Source organism: Streptomyces soli (genome assembly GCF_003999195.1).
Lineage (GTDB): Bacteria > Actinomycetota > Actinomycetes > Streptomycetales > Streptomycetaceae > Actinacidiphila > Actinacidiphila soli.
In genome coordinates this window covers 13,111-33,849 of record NZ_RJVR01000323.1, presented here as the reverse complement: position 1 = coordinate 33,849, position 20,739 = coordinate 13,111, and the positions used below count along the sequence as shown (strand labels likewise).

Genomic DNA, 20,739 nt, shown 5'->3' with positions numbered 1-20,739 from the left:
CTAGGGCAGTGTGTTTTGCCATGAGTAGAAAAATCTGCCGTGACCAACGACAGGTGAGCTCAGGTGGTTGGGAACCGCCAAGGCTCTGAGGCTCCACTCTTTTCAAGTGCCGCTGTGCGGACGACGCATCGGTGCTGATTCAACACGGACTACGTCTTGCGGCCGTATGTCCGAACTCGTTCGGTCTCAGGGGTAACCGAGCATGTGGTGGGGGGGGCATGACCATTGAGCACGTCACGCATGAGCTACGGGTTGTGGAACACAGGAGTCCGGAAGCTCGCCGAAGACGTTGGGAGCGGAAGTACCGAATAGTCCTGCTGGTGGCGGACGGCCTTGCGGCTGCGGTCGCCGCCTTAGTGATCCACGGGACTTATGGCCGCTGGGCCGTGGCCCTGGTGCTGCCCCCGACGTGGATCGTCGCCATGTGCGTCCACCGGTCCTACGACCGCAGCGCCCTGGGCCTCGGGACCGAGGAGTATCGGCGCGTATTACGCGGTGCCGTCGCGTTGCCGGCACTGGCCGCAGGCGCCTACTGGTTGTTCGCTTACGACTCGGGGCTCATGCACGACATCATGATGGCGACGGCTCCGGCCGCCGTGATCGCCCTGCTGGGCAGATATGTGCTCCGCCGCCGGCTGCACAGACGCTGGGCACGGGGCCACGACCGGAGCACCACGCTCCTGGTCGGACCGTCGCGTGGCGTGGCGGAGCTGGTCACCGTGCTGCGGCGCAGCGGAGTGCAGGAACTGCAGGTCGCCGGGGTGTGCCTGACCGACCCCGAGAACGCGTCGGCGATCCGGAAGCTGGAGCTCCCCGTCTGTGGCGGCGTCGGCGACATGTCCGAGGTCATCCGGGCCACGGGCAGCAGCACCGTGGTGGTACTGCCGGCGCCCGACTTCGACGCCACCGTCCTGCGCCGGATGTCCTGGACCGCGGCCGTGCAGGGCGCCGATTTCCTGCTGGCCCCCATGCTGGCCGACGTGGCCGCCTCCCGGCTGGCGGCCCGGCCCACCAACGGGGTGCCGCTGCTGTACATACAGGCGCCGACCCTGTCCCGGATCGCCCGGCTGCCCAAGGAGCTGCTGGACCGGACGCTGGCCGCGGCGCTCCTGCTGGTCCTCGCGCCGATCATGCTGCTGATCGTGCTGATCGTCCGCCTGGACAGCTCCGGACCCGCGCTGTTCAGACAGCGGCGGGTGGGCCGGTACGGCGATCACTTCACCATGCTGAAGTTCCGCACGATGCGGCACGACGCGGAGGAGCGCCGGGCGGACCTCGCGCACCTCAACCAGAACAGTGACGGCCTGCTGTTCAAGGTGAAGCAGGACCCACGGATCACCCGGGTGGGTATGGCTCTGCGCCAGTACTCACTCGACGAACTGCCGCAGCTGATCAACGTGGTCACCGGCCATATGTCGCTGGTCGGCCCCCGCCCCCCGCTGCCCGAGGAGGTGGACGAGTACACGCCGGAGGTCAAGCGCCGGCTCCTCGTGAAGCCCGGCCTCACCGGCCTGTGGCAGGTGAGCGGCCGCTCGGACCTGCCGTGGGACGAGGCGGTCCGGCTCGACCTCGGATACGTGGACAACTGGTCGGTGAGCCTTGACCTGTTGATCCTGCTGCGCACCGGTTCGGCCGTGGTCCGGGGCACGGGGGCCTACTGATGACCAAAGGGGAGAGAAACACTGTGACGAAGACCAGCGCGCCCGGGCGGCGACCGGCGGAACCGTTGGGAGTCGCGGTCGTCGGCGCCGGCTACTGGGGCCCCAACCTCGTCCGCAACTTCCAGTCCAGTCCGCAGTTCCGGCTGCGGTGGCTGTGCGACCTCGACGTGGACCGGGCCCAGCGGGTGCTCGGCGGTTACTCGACGGTCCAGGCGACCTCGGACTACGCGGCGGTCCTCGCCGACCCGTCGGTGGACGCCGTCGCCGTGGCCACACCCGCCGGGACCCACCTCGACATCGCGCTGGCGGCGCTTCGCGCGGGCAAGCACGTACTCGTGGAGAAGCCGCTGGCGGCGACGTACGCAGACGGGGTGCGCCTGGTGGCCGAGGCGGAGGAACGCGGGCTCACCCTGATGTGCGATCACACCTACTGCTACACGCCCGCGGTAGGCCGCATCCGGGAGATGGTCCGCTCCGGGGAACTCGGTGAGATCCACTTCATCGACTCCGTCCGGATCAACCTTGGGCTGGTCCAGAAGGACATCGACGTCATGTGGGATCTGGCCCCGCACGACCTGTCGATCCTGGACTTCATTCTCCCCGACCACGTCGAGCCGGTCGCCGTCGCCGCGCACGGAGCCGACCCGATCGGCGCGGGGCAGGCCTGCGTGGCCTATCTGACGCTGCAGCTCAACACGGGGGCCATCGCCCACGTGCACGTCAACTGGCTGTCGCCGACCAAGGTTCGCACCACCATGGTGGGCGGCGCCAAACGCACCCTGATCTGGGACGACCTCAACCCGGCGCAGCGCGTGGCGGTCTTCGACCGCGGGGTGGACCTGGCGGCGCCACAGGAGATCGGCGTGGACGAGCGCCGGGACATGCTCATCTCGTACCGCTCCGGGGACATGGTCGCGCCCGCGATCGGGGAGAAGGAAGCACTGCGCAGCATGGTCGACGAGTTCGCCGAGGCGGTCAGGGAGCGCCGGGCGCCGCTGACCGACGGACGGGCGGGCCTGCGGGTGCTGGACATTCTTGAGGCGGCGTCCCGGAGTCTGGAATTCCGCGGCGCCGTCGTCGGCCTGCGTGCGGGCCGTTGACGGTTCCGATGAACGCGATGAACGCGATGAACGCGATGACACCATGACCGATTCAGTGAGGGAACTTCAGTTGAGCAGCGTACGAGGCAAGAAGATCCTGGTCACCGGAGGGGCCGGCACCATCGGCTCCAACCTCGTGGACCTCCTGGCGGAGGGCGGCGCCCGCGAGATCGTGGTGCTCGACAACTTCGTGCGCGGGCGGACGGCCAACCTCGCCAAGGCGCTGCGCAGCGGTGTCGTGGAGATCGTCGAGGGCGACATCCGGGACGCGGCCACCGTGCGGAAGGTCACCGAGGGTGCCGACCTGGTGTTCCACCTCGCCGCTATCCGTATCACCCAGTGCGCGGAGGAGCCCCGGCTGGCGAACGAGGTCATGGTCGACGGCACCTTCAACGTGCTGGAGGCGGCGGCCCAGGCCGGCGCGGGAAAGGTGATCGCCTCGTCCTCGGCATCCGTCTACGGCCTGGCCGAGACCTTCCCGACGACCGAGCGCCACCACGCTTACAACAACGACACGTTCTACGGCGCGGCGAAGGCCTTCAACGAGGGAATGCTGCGCAGCTTCCACGCCATGTACGGCCTGGACTATGTGGCGTTGCGCTACTTCAACGTGTACGGCCCCCGGATGGACATCCACGGCCTGTATACCGAAGTGCTCATCCGCTGGATGGAGCGGATCGAGGCGGGCGAGCCGCCGCTGATCCTCGGCGACGGCACGCAGACCATGGACTTCGTCGACGTCAGGGACATCGCCAGGGCCAATCTGCTGGCCGCCGAATCCGACCTCACCGACGAGGTGTTCAACGTCGCGAGCGGTACGGAGACGAGCCTGCGCGAACTCGCCCTCGGCCTGCTCGACGCGATGGGGGCGACGGACCTGGAGCCGGTGCACGGGCCCGCCCGCGCGGTGAACGGGGTGACCCGGCGCCTCGCGGACACGACGCAGGCCGCCGAACGCCTCGGATTCACGGCGGAGATCGACCTGCGGACGGGGCTGCGGGACCTGGTGGACTGGTGGCGCGCGGAGCGCAGCAGCGACGCCGCCGGCACGGCCGTCGAGGCCGGGCGATGAGCGCTCAGGTGGAGACCCCGGCTCGTATCCCGGTGATGATTCCGTGGCTCGGCGAGGAGGAGGCTCAGGCGGCGGCCGACGCGGTGCTGTCCGGGTGGGTCGCCCAGGGTCCTCGGGTCGCCGAGTTCGAGCGCGTCTTCGCCGAGCGGGTGGGCGCCGAGCACGGCATCGCGGTCAGTTCCTGCACCACGGCGCTGCACCTGGCCCTCGTCGCGCTCGATCTGGGGCCCGGCGACGAGGTCGTCGTCCCTTCGCTGTCGTTCATCGCCACCGCCAACGCCGTGCGCTACGTCGGGGCCGAGCCGGTATTCGCAGACGTCGAACCCGCCACCGGCAACCTGACGACGCTCACCGTCGACGCGGTCCGTACGGCCCGTACGAAGGCGGTCATCGTGGTCCACCAGGGCGGCGTGCCCGCGGACGTGGACGCTCTGCGCGCCGCCTGCGCGGACTGGGATATCGCACTGGTCGAGGACGCGGCCTGTGCGATCGGCTCGACCGTGGGCGGCAAGTCCGTCGGTCACGGCGCGCTGCTCGCGGCGTGGTCCTTCCACCCCCGCAAGGTGATCACCACGGGCGAGGGCGGCATGGTGACCACCGACAACGCGCAGTGGGCGCAGCGGCTCCGCCGGCTGCGCGAGCACGGGATGAACGCGTCAGCGGCGCAGCGGCATGCGAGCAGCAAGCCGATCCTGGAGAGCTACCTCGAAGTCGGCTACAACTACCGGATGACGGACGTCCAGGCCGCGATCGGCCTGGTCCAGCTCGGGAAACTCGACGAGATGGTGGTCCGCCGCCGCGCCCTGGCAGCCCGCTACGACGATCTGCTGCGGGACGTCCCCGGTCTCAGCCCGGTCCGCGACCCCGCGTACGGGCAGGGCAACTTCCAGTCGTACTGGGTGCTGCCGGCCGAGGACTTCCCGGTGAGCCGGGACGATCTGCTCGCCGCGCTCGCCGAGGCCGGGATCTCCGCCCGGCGCGGGATCATGGCCTCGCACCTCGAACCCGCCTACGCGGGGCACCCGTTCGCGCCGCTGCCGGTCACCGAGCGGATCAGCCGGGACTCGCTGATCCTGCCGCTGTTCCACACAATGACGTACGACCAGCAGGACCGCGTGGTGGCGGTGGTGCGCGACCAGGCGCGGCGATGACCGGGCTGCTGATCGTCGGCGCGGGCGGGTTCGCGCGGGAGACCGCGCAGGCTGTCCGGGATGCCGGGGCGTGGAGCCTGCTCGGGCATCTGGACGACAACGCCGGGCTGCACGGCACCGAGGTGGACGGTGTGCCCGTGCTGGGCGGCTGCGACCTGGTGCACGACATTCCCCGGGCGCAGGTCGTGATCTGCGTCGGCAACCCCCGGGACTACGCGGCCCGGGCCCGCCTGGTCCGCAGGCTCGACCTGCCTCAGGACCGCTACGCCACAGTGATCCACCCGACGGCGGCGGTGTCGGCGACCTCGGAGGTGGGCCCCGGCTCGGTCCTGCTCGCGCACTGCGACCTGACGGCCGCCGTGCGGGTGGGCGCGCATGTCGCGGTGATGCCGCAGGTCGTCCTGACCCATGACGACGTGGTCGAGGACTTCGCCACGATCGCCTCCGGTGCCCGGCTCGGCGGAGGCGCGCGGCTGGAGCAGGGCGCCTATATGGGTTCGGGGGCCCTGCTGCGGGAGGGCACGGCGGTCGGCGCGTGGTCGCTGATCGGGATGGGGAGCACCGTACTCGGCGATGTGCCACCGGGCGAGATCTGGGCCGGCAGTCCGGCCCGGCGGCTGCGTGAGGCAGCCGCCCCGGCTCTCGACGAACTCGGGACGGAAAGAATGGGGAGACCGGTCAGATGAACATTCCGCTTGTGGACCTGAAGGCGGCCCACGAGGAAGTCGCCGATGAGGTGCGGGCCGGATTCGAGCGCGTCCTGGCCGCCACCGCGTTCATCGGCGGCGACGAGGTCCGCCTGTTCGAGCGCGAGTACGCGGACTTCGGCGGCGTCGCGCACTGCGTGGGTGTCGCCAACGGCACCGACGCCCTCGAACTGGCCCTGCGTGCCGGCGGGGTCGGGGCCGGCGACGAGGTGGTGCTGCCCGCCAACACCTTCATCGCGACGGCGGGCGCGGTGGCCAGGACCGGCGCCAGGCCGGTGCTGGTGGACTGCCTGCCCGACAACTTTCTGATGGACCATCAGGCTGCTGCGGACGCGGTCGGCCCGGCCACCCGCGCGGTGGTGCCGGTGCATTTGTACGGGCAGTGCGCCGCCGTGGCGGAGCTGGCCGCGGGGCTTCCGGAACGCGTACGGGTCGTCGAGGACGCGGCGCAGAGCCAGGGCGCGACCCGCGACGGCCGGTCGCCGGGCAGCGGCGGAATCGCCGCCACCAGCTTCTATCCGGGCAAGAACCTGGGCGCCTACGGTGACGCGGGCGCGGTGCTGACGGACAACGAGGAGCTGGCCGCCCGCGTGCGCGCGACGGCGAACCACGGCGGCGTCGCCAAGTACCGCCACGACGTACCCGGATTCAACAGCCGCCTGGACGGGCTGCAGGCCGTCGTCCTGCGGGCGAAGCTGGCCCGGCTCGCCGACGGCAACGCGGCACGCCGGGCGGCGGCGGCACGCTACGACGCGCTGCTCGCGGACCTGGCGGCGGCCGGCCGGGTCGTGCTGCCGTCGACGGCCGCCGGCAACGTGCACGTGTGGCACCTGTACGTCGTCCGGATCGCCGGGGCGGACCGCGACGACGTCGTGGGCAAGCTCAACGCGGAGGGCATCGGGGCAGGGGTGCACTATCCGGCCCCGGTCCACCTCACGCCGGCGTACCGCCACCTCGGCCACCGCCGCGGCGATTTCCCGAACGCCGAGGAAGCCGCGGACCGGATCCTGTCGCTTCCGCTCTACCCGCAGATCACCGCCGACCAACAGCAGCGGGTCGTGGACGCGCTCGCCGACGCCCTCCTCTGAGACGTTCGGCCGCGACCGTGTGATCGGACATCGCTTCTTGCAATACCCCGACTTCACCGAGCCGGGTCTCTGTATCACAGCACCGCTGAGAGGTACACATGCGCAGATGGAGCAGACGGATCCGAGGCGGCCGCCTCGCCCTGGTAGTAGCGTTGGTATGGGCGGTGCTCCCGCAGGCCGTGGTCGCCCAAGCGGCGTCCGATCCCTGTGGATCGGGTAAGAACCCCATCGTCTGTGAGAACTCCAAGCCGGGCACGCCGATGTCCGACTGGTTCTCGCCAAATGCCTACGGTGACATCCAGGGATTCTCCACGAAGGAGAGCGTCCAGGCGGGCGAAACCGTCCAGTTCAAGGTCCAGTCCCGGGTCTCGTACAACGTCCAGATCTACCGTCTCGGCTACTACGGCGGTGACGGGGCGCGCCTGATGTCCACCGCGGCCCAGGCGGCGGTGACCTATCCCGCCAACTACACCTCGACTCCGAAGAGCTGCACGTCCGGCAGCGGCACCGGCCTGGTCGACTGCGGCAACTGGCCGGTGACCGTGAGCTGGACGGTGCCCAGCGACGCCGTGTCCGGCCTGTACATCGCGAACCTGGCCCAGACGGACGGCGACGGCCTGATGCCGTACCCGTTCGTCGTCCGGAACGAGTCCAGCACCTCCGACATCGTCGTGCAGACCAGCGACCAGACCTGGCAGGCCTACAACAACTACGGCGGCCAGGACCTCTACGGAGGAACCGGGCCCGCGCCGGACGGACGCGCCTACCAGGTCAGCTACAACCGGCCGCTGGACATCGGCGGTGACAACGGCATCTACGGATCCGAGTTCCAGATGCTGTCCTGGCTGGAACGCAACGGATACGACGTCAGTTATCTGTCCGGCGTGGACGTCTCGACCAAGGGATCCCTGCTGCTGAACCACAAGGTGTACATGTCGTCGGGCCATGACGAGTACTGGACCCAGGACCAGTACTCCAATGTCCTGGCGGCCCGTAAAGCCGGTGTTCGCCAGGCCTTCTTCAGCGGCAACGAGGTCTTCTGGAAGACCCGGCTCGCCCCGAGCATCGACGGCACCAGTACGGCGAACCGAACGCTGGTCTGCTACAAGATGACCAAGATGGCGCAGTCCAACGGCATCGCCGACCCCAGCGGCACCTGGACCGGGACCTGGATGGACCCGACGAGCACCGACTACGGAACGGCCTACCAGCCACCGAACGTCCTCACCGGTTCGATGTTCCAGGTCAACGGCTATCGCAGCGACGCGATCACCGTGCCCGGCTCGTACGGCAAGCTGAGGCTGTGGCGCAACACGTCGGTCGCGAGCCTGACCTCGAGCCAGACGGCCACCTTCCCGACCGGGACGCTCGGCTACGAGTGGGACAGCGACCTGGAGAACAGCACCAGGCCGGCCGGTCAGATCGACCTGTCGTCCACCACGGTGGACGTCACCGACGGCAAGTACCGCCTGGACGCGGGCAACACGTACGGCAACGGCACCGCGACGCACAACCTCGTCGAGTTCCGCGACCAGACCTCGGGCGCCCTGGTGTTCGGGGCCGGAACCGTGCAGTGGTCGTGGGGTCTGACCAACGTGCCGACGTACAACCCGGCCGACGAGGTGGTCACCGAGGACGCCCGCATGCAGCAGGCCACGGCGAACATCCTCGCCGACATGGGCGTCCAGCCGCAGACCCTGCAGAGCGGCCTCGTCCAGGCGACGGCCTCCACGGACACCACGGGTCCGACCGTCACCGTGACGAGCCCGGCCGCCAACGTCACCGTCCCGGCGCTCAAGCCGGTCACCATCACCGGCACCGCCGCCGACTCCGGAGCCGGCGTGGTGGCCCGCGTGGAGGTGTCCACGGACGGCGGAACGACCTGGCACGCCGCCACCGGCCTGACGTCCTGGAGCTACAGCTGGACGCCGACGACCCCGGGCTCGGCGTCCGTCAAGGTCCGCGCGGTGGACGACAGCGTCAACATCGGAGCTGTCACCACCGTTCCGCTAACGGTCGGCCCGCAGGCCTGCCCCTGCACCATATGGCCTGCCTCGGCCGTGCCGGGGACCGTCAACGGCGGCGACGGCAGCGCGCTGGAACTCGGTGTGAAGATCCGCACCACGGTGGCCGGATCGATCACCGGCGTCCGCTTCTACAAGTCCCCCGCCAACACCGGAACCCACACCGGCAGCCTGTGGAGCGCCTCCGGCACCCGCCTGGCCACCGGCACCTTCACCAACGAGACGGCGTCCGGCTGGCAGCAGCTGAACTTCGCCACACCTGTGTCGGTCAAGGCCAACACCACGTACGTCGCCTCCTACTTCGCCCCGAACGGCGGTTACTCCTACGACGGCGGCTACTTCTCCAGCAGCGCCGCCGGTCTGGCCCCGCTCACGGCGCTGCAGTCCGGCACCGACGGCGGCAACGGCGTGTACCACTACGGCTCGTCGAGTGGCTTCCCGTCCTCGCCGTCGTCGGGCAGCAACTACTGGGTGGACGCGGTGCTGGACACATCGTCGGCCAGTACGACCCCGCCCACGGTCACCTCGACCTCGCCGAAGTCGGCGGCGACGGGCGTGTCGATCACCTCACCGGTGTCGGCCGTCTTCAGCCAGGCCGTCGACGCCGACACGCTCGTGTTCACCGTCAAGGACCCGGACGGGAACACCGTTCCGGGGACCAAGGTGCTGAGTGCGTCGAACAGCGCGACCTTCACGCCGTCCACGGAACTGGCGCTGAACACCACGTACACCGCTTCCGTCCAGGCCTCCGATCTGTGGGGCAACGAGATGGCCAACCCGACCACGTGGACCTTCACCACCAGTTCCACGCCCCCCGCGGTCACCTGCCCCTGCACGCTGTGGAACGCCAACACCGTGCCGGCCACGACGGACATGACCGGCGACGCCAACTCCCTTGAACTGGGCACCCGGTTCCAGTCCTCGGCGAGCGGCTACGTCACCGGCGTCACCTTCTACAAGGGCACGGGCAACACCGGCACCCACACCGGCAGCCTGTGGTCCGCCGACGGCACGCTCCTCGCCACCGGCACCTTCACCGGCGAGACGGCGTCCGGATGGCAGCAGCTGTCCTTCATCACCCCGGTGGCCATCACCGCCGACACCCCGTACGTCGTCTCCTACCACGCGCCGAACGGGAACTACGCGGTCGACGGGGGCTACTTCACGGCGGCGCACCAGTCCTATCCGCTGACCGCGCCCGCCGACACCACCGCGGGCCACAACGGGCTCTACCGGTACGGCACTGATTCGGCCTTCCCCAACGGCTCCTACGGATCCGCGAACTACTGGGTCGGCCCGATCTTCACCGCTGACGATCCGACGGCGTCCCTGACGAGCACCACCGCCTCGGAGGTGACCGCGTCCGCCGTGACGCACACCGCCGACGCGGCGCATCCCCTCGTCACGACGCTGCCCAGTAAGACCAAGCTGTCGTCCGTGAAGGCAACCGTCACCGTCCTGTCGGGCACCAAGGCCGCCAGGAAGGCCCACGTCACCGCCGTCCTCTCCTACAACCGGGCCACCCACGAGGTGTCCGTCCACCTGTCCGCCCCGCTGCCGGACGGCACGCGGTTCAAGGTCACGATCACGGCCCGGGACGACCGTCACCACGCGCTGAAGTCCCGCAACTGGACCCTGACGAGCAAGACCGTCCGCAAGACCAACAAGAGCGACTAGGGCCTGTCCGGCGGATCTCCGTGGGAGAAGGAGCGGGGTCTGGCGCCTGCGATCGCAAGGCGGTGGGGACACTCTCCCCCAGACTCCGTCCGGTGGGGGTGCCCCCGGCGAAGCCAGGGGGAGGACCCCCACCCGCCGCCAGGCTGGGGGAGGCACGCGACGCCGCGGAGATCCGCCGGACAGGCCCTAGCAGTCCGGCCGTACATCTCAACCCGTACCCACCGGTGGTGGCCTCCCCGAGGCCACCACCGGGGATTGGCTTCTCACCGATGAGCACCGTCAGTGTTGTGATTCCCTGCTACAAGTACGGCCATTTCCTCGCCGACTGCGTGCGCAGTGTCCTGGACGAGCAGGACGGTGTGGACGTCCGGGTACTGATCATCGACGACGCCTCGCCGGACGACTCGGCGGAGACCGCGCTCAAGCTGGCGGCCGCCGACCCCCGGATCGAGGTCCGCGTCCACGAACGCAACAAGGGGCACATCGCCACGTACAACGAGGGCCTGCTGGAGTGGGCCGACGGCGACTACGTCGCGCTGCTCTCCGCGGACGACCGGCTGGTCCCGGGGGCGCTGGTGCGCGCCGCCGCGCTCCTCGACGCCCACCCGGAGGCGGGGTTCGCTTACGGCCGTCCGCTGCGCTTCCAGCACGGCGGGCCTCTGCCGCAGGCCCGTACCCGCAGCACCGGCTCAGTCGTGTATCCCGGACAGTGGTGGCTCGAACGGCGCTTCCGCGAGGCCACCGGGTGCATCACCTCGCCCGAGGTCGTCGTACGGACCAGCCTGCAGCGCGCAGTGGGTGGTTACGACCCGGCGCTCCCCCACGCCGGCGACATCGAGATGTGGATGCGGCTGGCGGCCCACGCCGACGTCGGCTATGTGCGCGGCGCGGACCAGGCGTTCTACCGCGTGCACGGCAACAACATGTCCACGACGGACTTCGGCGGTCAGCTCGACGACCTGCGGCAACGCCTCGTGGCCTTCGACTCGGTGCTCGACAAGTGCGCCGACCGGCTCCCGCAGGCCGACCGGCTGGCCGGCGCGGTGCACACCCGGCTCGCCCGCTTCGCGCTGCGCCGGGCCTACCGGGCGTACGACCGGGGGCGCACCGGCGTCGTTCCGGTCGACGAGTGCGTGGCGTTCGCCGAGGAGTGCCTGCCGGGCTACGCGGCCCTTCCCGAGTACCGCGCGCTGCGTCTGCGGCAGCGGATCGGCCCGAAGGCGATGCCGTATCTTCAGCCGCTGGTGCTGTCGGCCGTGGCCGAGCGCGGGCGGGAGTGGCTGTGGTGGGAGTCCTGGAAGCGCCGCGGCATCTGATGGCCGGTCCTATACATCCCATACGCCCTATACGTCATTTGCGTTCAGCCGGGCACGGTAACCGCACCGCCGTGGCGGCGATGGGGCCCCGGGAAGCCCATCCGTCGGCGCAGCGCGTACCGGTCGAACCACAGCGCGGACAGGATTCCGGCGGCCCCGCCCAGCAGGGCCGCACCGGCCAGCCCGCGGCTCTTGGTGCCCTGCACCTCCGCCGCGCTCGGCGCCACCAGGACGGACGCGATGATCTGCGACCCGGAAGGGACCTTCAGGTTCTGTTGCAGGTCCCCGACGTGCTTGGTGTAGACCTCGATGATCCGCCGGACATCCGTTTCGGCCGCGACGGGGTCGGACCGCTGCGACTGCACCTGCAACGAGGGGATCAGGTAGTGAGGTGTCGCGCTGGTGCCACTGTTGCGCGGGATCAGTTGGTAGGTCCCGTGGACTCCGGCAGCGCTCAACTCCCTGCCCCCGGCGGGCGATTCCAACTGCTGGATGACCGAGTAGGAGACCAGGGCGAGCGGCGGCTGCAGATTCGTGAGCTGGTTCGGCTGGTTCTGCGTCACCGGCGGCTTGAGCACGACCACCGCCGAGCCGAGGTACTGGGGGGCGGGGCGCAGCACGTGGTACGACCCTGCGGCCGTCACCAGCAGCGCGACCACCACGACGTACCAGCGACGGAGCAGCGCATCGGCGACCTCGCCAGGCGACACAGGACTTCCTTCCGTCAGCACCGTTACTGGCGATACTGGCAGGGTGCGGGGCAGGCCGCCACCGGATCACGGCAGGTCCTAAGCTTGCCCTCAGTTCGGACAGGCTCTGGGTCCCGCGCACCGGGCCGGGGGGAGGGTTTGTGAGCCTTGGCGAGATCTGGGCGATTCTGCGCAGGCGTTGGTACTTCATGGTGCCCTTCACCCTGCTCAGTCTGCTCGCCGGCGGTTATCTGTACGCGACGGTGCCCGATTCCTACCAGTCGCAGAGCTCGGTGGCGCTGCTCGACTCCACGGCCGTCGCCCGGCTGGCCCCCACGTTCGGCAATCCCATATCGAACGCGGGCGGTTCGCTGGTCGTCACGGCCGATGTGCTGATCAGGACCCTCGAATCGGGCGACGCCGCCAAAGAGTTGCGCGGCCGTGGTGTCACCGACCGGTACACGGCCGGCTTCGCGTCGAACAGCGACAGCCCGCTGCTCTCCCTCAGCGTCACCGGAACCGACCGGGCGAAGGTGCTCCGGGAGACCAACACCCTGACCGCCTTCGCCGGCGAGCAGCTCAAGGCCCTGCAGGCCGCCTCCAAGGTCCCGTCTGTGTACTTCGTCCAGACCGCGCCCGTCGTCCTGCCGCAGACTCCGGTGTCGAAGTCGAAGAGCCGCTACCAGGACATCGCAGCGGTCGTCATCCTCGGCGTCGTCAGCGCGTTCCTGCTGTCGATCCTGATGGAAGGCGTCGCGGTGGTCCGCCGCCGGGGCCGCGCCGGGACGAGCGTCGTCCTCCGGCCCCGCGACAGCCTGCCTGCCCCGCCGGAGCGCAGGGGCCTGCTGAGCCGGCGGGTCGACGCCACCGCTGTCCTCACCGTCTACCTGGTGCTGGCCTTCTTCATTCCCTCGAACCTCGCCCTGCCTGCCCTGGGCGGCGTCGGCACCCCGGCCAACGTCTTCGCCCTGCTCGGACTCCTGTGGTATCTCGCGACCTGGCTCGGCGGCCGCATCCTTCCGGCGCCGGGGACCAGGCTCGCCCGGGTGGCGATGTGCGTGCTGGGCGCGGCCGTACTGCTGGCGTACATCGCTGACGCGTCCCGCGAGAGCTCGCACGAGGAGGTCCTCGGGGCCGACCGGGGACTCATCGGGTTCATGGTGTGGGTGTCGCTGGTGGTCCTGACCTCGGCCGGCATCCAGGACCGGGGCCGCCTCGACGTGCTGATGCGCCGGGTCGTCGTGATGGGGACGGTCGTGGCCGCGATCGGCTACTACGACTTCTTCTCGGCCACCAACATCGCCGACTCCATCCACATCCCCGGTCTCCAGACCAGCGTTGCCCAGGTCACAGCCATGGACCGCGGCTCGTTCACCCGGCCGCGGTCCACCACCGCCCAGCCGCTGGAGTTCGGCGGGATGCTGGCGATCCTGGTGCCGTTCGCCATCCAGCAGGCCTTCGATCCGGTACGCCGGCACCTCCACGTCCTGCGCCGCTGGGGACCCGTCGCGATCATGGCCGGGGCGCTTCCGCTGACGGTGTCGAGGACGTCCATCATCGGCATCCTGCTGATCGCCCTGGTGATGGTGCCCCGCTGGAAGCCGCAACGGCGCTGGACCGCGCTCGGCGTGATGACAGGTTCCGTGGGCGGCTTCAAGGTGATCATTCCCGGGCTGATCGGCACGATCACCACGCTGTTCGCGACCTTCCTGTCCAACTCGGACAGCAGCACCCAGGCCCGTACGGTCAAGTACAGCGCGATCACCCCCTACCTCAGGGAACACCCGCTGTTCGGGCGCGGATTCGGCACCTTCACGCCCGACCTGTACTTCTTCACCGACAACCAGTACATGCTGACCCTGGCCGAGATGGGCGCCCTGGGGATGATCGCGCTCCTCGCCCTGTTCATCACCGGCATCCACCACGGCGGTGCCGTCCGGCGGCTGGCCCGCACCGAGTCCGACCGTGAGCTGGGGCAGGCGTTCTTCGCCTCGTCGCTGGTCGCTCTGGTCATCAGCGCCACCTTCGACTCGCTCAGCTTCCCGATGTTCGCCGGAATGTTCTTCCTGACGCTCGGGGCCGGGGGCAGCTACCTGGGCTTCATCCGGCGTGAGGCCGCCGACGCCCCTGCCACCGCCATCCCTGCCACCTCAATGGCCGAGTCGGCCGCCCCCCCTAAAGCCGAATCCCAACTCGTGGAGTCCTGATGTCCCAGCAAAGCGCGGGCACCGGCCCCATCGCCGTCCTCGTCGTCACCTGGAACAGTGCCGCCGTGCTCCCGGAGTTCCTCGAATCGCTGCCCGAGGGCATGGCCGGGCTCGACTGGCGGCTCGTCGTCGCCGACAACGACTCGGCCGACGACACCGTCGGCGTGGTCAAGGCCCTCGCCCCCGACGCCACGCTCGTCCAGACCGGCCGCAACGCCGGATACGCCGCCGGGGTCAACGCGGCCCTGGGCGCCGCCGCCGAGTGGGACGGCGGCTACCGGGCGGTCCTGGTGTGCAACCCCGACATCCGCATGCGGCCGGGCTGCGCCAGGACCCTTGTGGAGGCGCTCGGCGCCCCGCTGCCCGACGGTGCCCGGGTCGGGATCAGCGTTCCGCTGCTGTACGAGGTGGACCGGCGCACCCTGGTCCACTCGCTGCGCCGCGAGCCGAGCGTGACCAGGGCATTCGGCGAAGCGGTCCTGGGCAACCGCCGGGCCGGCCGCTTCCCGCGCTGGAGCGAACTGGTCACCGACCCTGGCGCATACACCCGTGCCACGCGTGCGGACTGGGCCACCGGGGCGCTGATGGCGCTGTCAAGGGAGTGCATCGAGGTCTGCGGCGCCTGGGACGAGTCCTTCTTCCTCTACTCGGAGGAGACCGAGTACTGCCTGCGGGCCGGCGACCGCGGCCACGCCACCTGCCTGGAGCCCGCCGCGAGCGCCGTCCACATCGGCGGTGACTCGAGGGTCTCACCGGGTCTGTGGACGCTGCTGACGCTCAACCGGGTCCGCCTGCATCACCGCAGGCACGGCGCATGGGCCACCACTGCCTTCTGGGCGGCGGTTCTGCTGCGGGAGACCTCCCGGGCGGCCCTCGGCAAGGCGCCCAGCAGGGCGGCCGCGGCGGCCCTGCTCAGCCCGTGGCGGCTGCGCCGGAGGCCGGGCCCTGTTCCGCGCGCACAGCTATGAGCGACTTCGTGACACCGAGCACCCGCTCGCTGAGGAGCGCCGATCCCGGGAACAGGTAGCGCATCTCGGCGCGGGTCAGCAACTCGATGTTGATCACCGCGTTCATCCCCTCCTCCGGGCTGCCGGGACGGCTGTGGACGAGCGGCCAGCGTCGTACGAGGCGGGCGCGGGCGGCCAGCGGCAAGAACTGGAAGCCGGGCGCGACAAAGTGCGGCTCCACCGGAAAGTAGCGGTAGGGCGTCTGTATCCAGTGCAGCGGTGCGAGTGACTCGACGGCCGCGACGAACCGCCGGCGTTGGTTGTGGCCACCCACGTGCTCGATGGTCGAGTTGGAGAAGACCAGGTCGTAGCTGCCGAGAGCGGCGGCGACCGCCGGATCGGTCACATCGGCGACCTCTGCGGTGATCCAGTCGGGCAGCTCGGCGGGGTGCTCCTCCAGGTTGATCAGGTGGACGTGCTTGGCGCGCAGCGGTGCCCGCAGCCACATATCCGCGGTTCCGCCCAGGTCCACGACGCTCATCTGCTCGATGCCGGGAAAGCAGCGCCGGAAGCGCTCCCAGCGGGCGACGCGGAGTCGTTCGCCGAGCGAGCCGGGCGCGTCGACGAATCTGTTGCGGAGGGCGCGGGAGTTGGGCATCGGGTCAACCACCTGGAGTTCGGTACGGATGAGTACGGCGGATGTAACGATAAGTGGGGGCGGCCCGCTTTCGCATGGTTGTTACCACTCTGTGTAGAAGCTCGCCGGGTTCACCAGATATCGGACGGTGGCATGCGGCACATGCAGCACCCGGTGCCTGCGGCCGTACCGGTGGATGAGCTCCCAGTCCTCGCGGGGAAGCACCTCCGGTGTCCGGCGCAGACGGCTGAAGTACAGGGAGCGATTGCGCCGGGCAACGAAGGCGTTGGTGTCCAGGAACGACTCGCGCGCGGCCCGGCGCCGGTCGTAGGGCACCGAGAGGACGTCCCGTTCGCTTCCGTCGGGCAGGACGCGGCGCAGCGCCGTGTACACGCCGTCGGGGGCCCCTTGCGACTCGAGCACGGCCAGCGCCCGGGCGAGGTGATCCGGCTCCCACAGATTGTCGTCGTCCAGGAACGCCACGTACCGGGACCGGGTGAGCCGGATGCCGACGTTGCGGACGACCCCGGCGGTACCGGTGTTGTGCGCCAAGGAGACGGCGAACAGCCGTGGGTCGTCAGGCAGCTCGGGGAGTCCGGCGCCGTCGTCGACGACCATGACGACCTGGTCCCGGACGCTCTGTGCAAGGGCCGAGCGCACGGCGGCGCGCAGCGCCTCGGGGCGCCGGTGCGTGGCGATCACCGTGGCGACCAGGGCGGAGGGGACCGAGGGCAGGATGGCCCGGAGCCGTCGTGTCTCGGTGTCCTCCAGGCGGCGCAGCTTTCGGGCGGAGGGGGCCAGCAGGACCTTGTTCCTGAGCTCGAAGAGCACCAGCCACCCGAACGCCCACTTCAGCAGGGCCCAGGGGATCCGGGCGATACGACGCATCATGTCCCCTCCTGGGAGAGCGCCCCGCCCATCAGGAGGCCTCGGGGGCGATCGACGTACCGTCCGACATCCGGTTGTCCGTCCACACGTTGCCGGCGCCGGTGGCGTTCCAGGCGGCTACCACTCCGTATCCACCCGAAGCCGGGTGGTACTGCCGTGAGAAGACATTGCCGGTGACCTGGATGCCGGTGGCTCCTTCGCCACCGCCGTACAGCGCGTAGGCGCCGCCGGCCAGCCAGTTGTGGTCCACGGTGGCGTTCTTGACGACTCCGGTGTCCGCGAACAGGCCGATGCTCGCCGAGGCCCCCTGGCTGACGCCCGTCGGGTTGAGCAGCGTGTTGTGACGGATGATCAGGTGTCCGCTGTTGCCGCCGTTGCTGATCACGGCGTTGGTGTGCTGCCACTCGCCGCCCAGATTCCGGAATGGCCTGATGTCGTGGACGTAGTTGTCATGCAGATTGCCCTGTCCCATGGACAGCGCGTCGCCGTACACCGAGACGTCGCACCAGCCGACCTCGACGGAGCTGCTCCCCATGTTCGACACCGCGTAGTCCACGCCGCCGTTGTCGGGCCCCTTGCCCGGCACGGCGGTGATGACGGTGTGGAGGATCCGCAGGCCGTGGAAGCCGGAGCGCAGGTTGATGCCCCACCAGTTGGCCGAGGTGATCCTGCTGTCGATGACGGTGACGTCGTTCGCGTAGACGTCGAGGGAGCCGGTGATGTCCCAGCCGCGGATGACCTGCCCGTCGGTGCGGATGCTCATGGCCCCGACGTCGTGGCGCGTCATGGGGATGCGCGGGCCCGTGGTACTGGCGTCGGGGAAGCCGCAGTCACTCGGGGAGGCGCAGGCGCCGGCCGCCCGCTGCTTCGTGGAGGCGCCGCTGGGACCGGCCGTCGCGGCGGGCCCCGTCGTGCCGGACGAAGAGGTGGCGGGACTTCCAGTTGTGGCCTGACCGGTCGTGGTCCCGCCGGCCGACGGGCCCGCGGCGGTCGGGGACGCCGTGCTGGGACCGCAGGTCAGTGCGGTGTCCGGGCACTTCGATGCCCGGTCATCGTCCCCGCCGCCCGCGGAGCAGGACGTGACGAGCGCCAGTAGGGCCGCCAGCAGCGCCCCCGCGAGTGCGGTCCGGCCGCGGTCGCGCGACGTCGGGCTCATGTCGTGTCCCCCTGGGTGTGCCGGGCCGGTGCGGACGTCCGGCGCCGGCCGCGGCGGACCTCCGTCCCGAGCAGTCTGTTGCGGCTGGGCAGTACGCACACGGTGTAGCCGGCCATGGCGGTCGCGCCGATGGCGAGGAGCGCGGGCCCGCTCTCGCCGAGGTGCCGCTCCAGGCCGAGGATGATCGCGGCCATCACGGCTCCGCCGAGGGCGGGCCACCCGCAGGCCCCGGCGATCCAGCCGACGCCGATCCCTCCCCGGCTCAGGGCGAAGAGGAAGGCGGGCACGACGATGCCGACGGCGACCAGGACATGGCCCTGCGAGACGCCGACGATGCCGTTGGCGCGGGCGGCGACGATCAGAACGGGCACGAGCGCGACCAGCCACAGGCCCTGCACCAGGAAAAGCGACCGGCGTTGTCCGGTGGCGACCAGGCAGTCGTAGGCCAGCTCGCAGCCGATCCGCACCAGGCCGAGGGCCATCAGCCAGGGCAGCGCCTTGGCGGCGGGCAGCCACTGGCTCCCGTAGACGAGCCCGACGACCGGGCCGGCGAGACCCGCCAGCAGGACGCACAGGGGCACGGTGCCGGTGATCAGGACGCCCAGGGCGCGGCTGAACCCCTGGGCGAGCGCCTGCGGCGAGCCGGCCAGGCGGGAGAAGCCGGCGAAGGAGACCCGGCGTGCGGCCTCGGAGATGACCCGCACGGGCCAGCCGGACATGTTGAACGCCAGCACGTAGAAGCCCAGCGACACCTGGCCCAGGGTCGAGCCCACGACCATGGTGTCCACGTTGACCACCGCGAGCGCCAGCAGGCTCGCGCCCGCCAGCGGAAGCCCGAACTTCAGCAGTGCCCGGGCCTGTTCCCGGTCCCAGCCGAACTTCAGGGTTCCCGGAGCGGCCACGGCGCAGCCGATCAGGGCGGCGACATTGCCCGCCACCGCTCCCCAGGCGAAGCTCATCGCGCCCCAGCCCGCGAAGGCCAGCACCACGGTCACCGACGTACTGAGTACGAAGTTGAGCGCGTCGATGACCATCCGTTTGCCTTGGGCGAACTCCCGGGTGAGGAAGCCGGCGGGCACCTGGGCCACCCCGTCGAGCACCACGCACAGGCACATCACGCGCAGCACGCCCGAGGCATCCGGCGACCCCAGCAGCCCGGCCACCGTCGGTGCCGCCGCGAAGATCCCCGCATACAGCAGGCCACTGGACAGGGCACCGAGGGACAGTACGGTCGGCGCGAACCGCCGTGGGTCGCCGTCCCAGCGCACGATGGCCAGCCCGACGCCCAGTTCGTTCGCGGACAGCAGGACCAGCAGCACGGTCTGGGCGATCCCGTAGACGCCCCACTCCGCCGGCCCCAGGGCGAAACGCGCCAGCAGGATGCCGGTCGCGAAGTTGCCGAGGCGCATGACGACGGTGTTGATCAGGCTCCAGCGGGCCGCCGAACGGACCTTCCGGCCCAGCGATGCCGGGGCGGCGTCGGTTGCCGGGGCGGGGGTGTCGCTCGTCTCACCGGTCTCGCTGCCCGGTGCGCGGGCGGTATCCATGAGACGACTCCTCGTCGAGCGGCTCGGCGGACGCGACGGTCACCACGGACCGCTGCGCCTCGGGCTCTGCCGCGGCGGGCTCGGTCTCGGTGGACCGCGACCATCGGGGCGGCGGCCGGAGAGCGAGCGTCTGTTCCCCGACCGATTCCTCGGTCTTCCGCCTGGGGGCGGTCGTTGGTGCCCCCGCCGCGGCGGGCTGGGCCGGGCGGTCGAGCTGCGGAAGCTTCCCCGTCCTCTTGCGCGCCTCCACGTAGAAGGTGGCGACCATGCTGAGGACGAACCCCAGCAGCCCGGCCATGATCAGGTACTCGATCCGGGTCTTGGTCTGCGCGACCGGGTTCTGCGGGGGCACGATGGTCGTCATGCGGATCATGGCCTTCGAGGCGACCGATTGCTTCGCCTGGAACTCCTTCAGCCGCCCGGCGGCGTAGGTGGTCAGGAGTCGGTCCGACGCCAGGACGGCGGCCTTGTCGGTGCCGGTGACGGTGAGCCACATGAGGGGCCCCTGGGCGTTGTCGGCCAATTTGGCCTCGTAAGTCCCGGTTGCGCCCTGGGCCTTGAGTTCTCGGATGGAGGCGTCGGAGTTGAGGTTGCGGGCGAGGCTGTCGGCCATTCCGGTAAGCGAGGTCTGAGTGCTCAGGAAGGGGTTGCCGTCGTAGGCGACCGTGGCCTTCTGGGAGTTGAGGAGGACCACCGTACTCTGCGACTGGTAGGTGACCGGGACCATCAGGGCGACGGCGACCGTCAGACCCGCGGTCAGCAGCAGTCCGGGCAGCAGGACGTACCAGCGCCTGCGCATGACCCGGAAGATCTCAGCGAGATCCATGATGGTTCCCCCTCGCGACCCGATGCGTGAGTGGCGCGCTGCTGGT

The 20,739-nt window shown here is 70.2% G+C and carries 16 protein-coding genes; 10 read left to right on the top strand and 6 right to left on the bottom strand.

What is annotated here, in order from left to right; genetic code table 11:
• Window positions 1–320: 320 nt before the first annotated feature.
• From EFK10_RS37425 to EFK10_RS37390, 8 genes are all read left to right on the top strand, one after another.
• Window positions 321–1,661, top strand: a complete 1,341-nt coding sequence (locus EFK10_RS37425) for a sugar transferase (RefSeq protein ID WP_240677712.1) — start codon at window positions 321–323, stop codon at window positions 1,659–1,661.
• Between the two features lie 23 nt (window positions 1,662–1,684).
• Window positions 1,685–2,761 (top strand): Gfo/Idh/MocA family protein, encoded by a 1,077-nt coding sequence (locus EFK10_RS37420; protein ID WP_240677711.1) that lies wholly within the window; start codon window positions 1,685–1,687, stop codon window positions 2,759–2,761.
• Window positions 2,762–2,831: 70 nt separating this feature from the next.
• Complete coding sequence (locus tag EFK10_RS37415) at window positions 2,832–3,833, top strand: NAD-dependent epimerase/dehydratase family protein (protein WP_240677710.1); 1,002 nt, start codon at window positions 2,832–2,834, stop codon at window positions 3,831–3,833.
• Complete coding sequence (locus EFK10_RS37410) at window positions 3,830–4,984, top strand: DegT/DnrJ/EryC1/StrS family aminotransferase (protein WP_206305742.1); 1,155 nt, start codon at window positions 3,830–3,832, stop codon at window positions 4,982–4,984. Before EFK10_RS37415 ends, EFK10_RS37410 begins: the two co-directional genes overlap by 4 nt.
• Window positions 4,981–5,670 (top strand): acetyltransferase, encoded by a 690-nt coding sequence (locus EFK10_RS37405; protein WP_127360102.1) that lies wholly within the window; start codon window positions 4,981–4,983, stop codon window positions 5,668–5,670. The genes EFK10_RS37410 and EFK10_RS37405 overlap by 4 nt, the downstream gene beginning before the upstream one ends.
• Entirely contained in the window at window positions 5,667–6,779 is a 1,113-nt protein-coding gene (locus EFK10_RS37400) for a DegT/DnrJ/EryC1/StrS family aminotransferase (RefSeq protein ID WP_127360101.1), read from the top strand. Before EFK10_RS37405 ends, EFK10_RS37400 begins: the two co-directional genes overlap by 4 nt.
• Before the next feature lie 98 nt (window positions 6,780–6,877).
• The gene (locus EFK10_RS37395; RefSeq protein WP_127360100.1) at window positions 6,878–10,480 is read left to right on the top strand and encodes a DUF4082 domain-containing protein; all 3,603 of its coding nucleotides are present in this window, start codon (window positions 6,878–6,880) and stop codon (window positions 10,478–10,480) included.
• A 269-nt stretch (window positions 10,481–10,749) separates the two neighbouring features.
• Entirely contained in the window at window positions 10,750–11,796 is a 1,047-nt protein-coding gene (locus tag EFK10_RS37390) for a glycosyltransferase family 2 protein (protein ID WP_127360099.1), read from the top strand.
• A gap of 44 nt (window positions 11,797–11,840) precedes the next feature.
• Here the strand turns inward: EFK10_RS37390 and EFK10_RS37385 are convergent, their stop codons facing one another.
• Complete coding sequence (locus EFK10_RS37385) at window positions 11,841–12,506, bottom strand: hypothetical protein (protein WP_127360098.1); 666 nt, start codon at window positions 12,504–12,506, stop codon at window positions 11,841–11,843.
• A gap of 140 nt (window positions 12,507–12,646) precedes the next feature.
• Here EFK10_RS37385 and EFK10_RS37380 point away from each other — a divergent pair, with 140 nt between their 5' ends.
• Window positions 12,647–14,692, top strand: a complete 2,046-nt coding sequence (locus tag EFK10_RS37380; protein WP_127360097.1) for an O-antigen ligase family protein — start codon at window positions 12,647–12,649, stop codon at window positions 14,690–14,692.
• On the top strand, window positions 14,692–15,660 hold the full coding sequence (locus EFK10_RS37375; RefSeq protein ID WP_127360096.1) for a glycosyltransferase: 969 nt from the start codon (window positions 14,692–14,694) through the stop codon (window positions 15,658–15,660). The genes EFK10_RS37380 and EFK10_RS37375 overlap by 1 nt, the downstream gene beginning before the upstream one ends.
• On the opposite strand, the gene EFK10_RS37370 is transcribed toward EFK10_RS37375, so the two are convergent.
• The 5 genes from EFK10_RS37370 to EFK10_RS37350 form a co-directional block, all read right to left on the bottom strand.
• Entirely contained in the window at window positions 15,605–16,297 is a 693-nt protein-coding gene (locus EFK10_RS37370) for a class I SAM-dependent methyltransferase (protein ID WP_127360095.1), read from the bottom strand. The two genes, EFK10_RS37375 and EFK10_RS37370, sit on opposite strands and share 56 nt — an antisense overlap.
• An 81-nt stretch (window positions 16,298–16,378) precedes the next feature.
• Window positions 16,379–17,167: a glycosyltransferase family 2 protein gene (locus EFK10_RS37365; protein WP_240677709.1), complete on the bottom strand. Its 789-nt coding sequence runs from the start codon at window positions 17,165–17,167 to the stop codon at window positions 16,379–16,381.
• A 28-nt stretch (window positions 17,168–17,195) separates the two neighbouring features.
• Window positions 17,196–18,320 (bottom strand): right-handed parallel beta-helix repeat-containing protein, encoded by a 1,125-nt coding sequence (locus tag EFK10_RS37360; RefSeq protein WP_127360094.1) that lies wholly within the window; start codon window positions 18,318–18,320, stop codon window positions 17,196–17,198.
• Window positions 18,317–19,867 carry an oligosaccharide flippase family protein gene (locus EFK10_RS37355; RefSeq protein WP_127360093.1) on the bottom strand — a complete coding sequence of 517 codons (1,551 nt, stop codon included), beginning with the start codon at window positions 19,865–19,867 and terminating at the stop codon, window positions 18,317–18,319. The genes EFK10_RS37360 and EFK10_RS37355 overlap by 4 nt, the downstream gene beginning before the upstream one ends.
• Entirely contained in the window at window positions 19,830–20,693 is an 864-nt protein-coding gene (locus EFK10_RS37350) for a Wzz/FepE/Etk N-terminal domain-containing protein (protein WP_127360092.1), read from the bottom strand. Before EFK10_RS37350 ends, EFK10_RS37355 begins: the two co-directional genes overlap by 38 nt.
• Between the last annotated feature and the right edge of the window lie 46 nt (window positions 20,694–20,739).

What these genes read in the sequence shown, in the direction of transcription:
- EFK10_RS37410 (WP_206305742.1), top strand. Translation starts at nt 3,830, where the DNA reads ATGAGCGCTCAGGTGGAGACCCCGGCTCGTATCCCGGTGATGATTCCG.
- EFK10_RS37405 (WP_127360102.1), top strand. Translation starts at nt 4,981, where the DNA reads ATGACCGGGCTGCTGATCGTCGGCGCGGGCGGGTTCGCGCGGGAGACC.
- EFK10_RS37400 (WP_127360101.1), top strand. Translation starts at nt 5,667, where the DNA reads ATGAACATTCCGCTTGTGGACCTGAAGGCGGCCCACGAGGAAGTCGCC.
- EFK10_RS37395 (WP_127360100.1), top strand. Translation starts at nt 6,878, where the DNA reads ATGCGCAGATGGAGCAGACGGATCCGAGGCGGCCGCCTCGCCCTGGTA.
- EFK10_RS37390 (WP_127360099.1), top strand. Translation starts at nt 10,750, where the DNA reads ATGAGCACCGTCAGTGTTGTGATTCCCTGCTACAAGTACGGCCATTTC.
- EFK10_RS37375 (WP_127360096.1), top strand. Translation starts at nt 14,692, where the DNA reads ATGTCCCAGCAAAGCGCGGGCACCGGCCCCATCGCCGTCCTCGTCGTC.
- EFK10_RS37370 (WP_127360095.1), bottom strand. Translation starts at nt 16,297, where the DNA reads ATGCCCAACTCCCGCGCCCTCCGCAACAGATTCGTCGACGCGCCCGGC.
- EFK10_RS37365 (WP_240677709.1), bottom strand. Translation starts at nt 17,167, where the DNA reads ATGATGCGTCGTATCGCCCGGATCCCCTGGGCCCTGCTGAAGTGGGCG.
- EFK10_RS37360 (WP_127360094.1), bottom strand. Translation starts at nt 18,320, where the DNA reads ATGAGCCCGACGTCGCGCGACCGCGGCCGGACCGCACTCGCGGGGGCG.
- EFK10_RS37355 (WP_127360093.1), bottom strand. Translation starts at nt 19,867, where the DNA reads ATGGATACCGCCCGCGCACCGGGCAGCGAGACCGGTGAGACGAGCGAC.
- EFK10_RS37350 (WP_127360092.1), bottom strand. Translation starts at nt 20,693, where the DNA reads ATGGATCTCGCTGAGATCTTCCGGGTCATGCGCAGGCGCTGGTACGTC.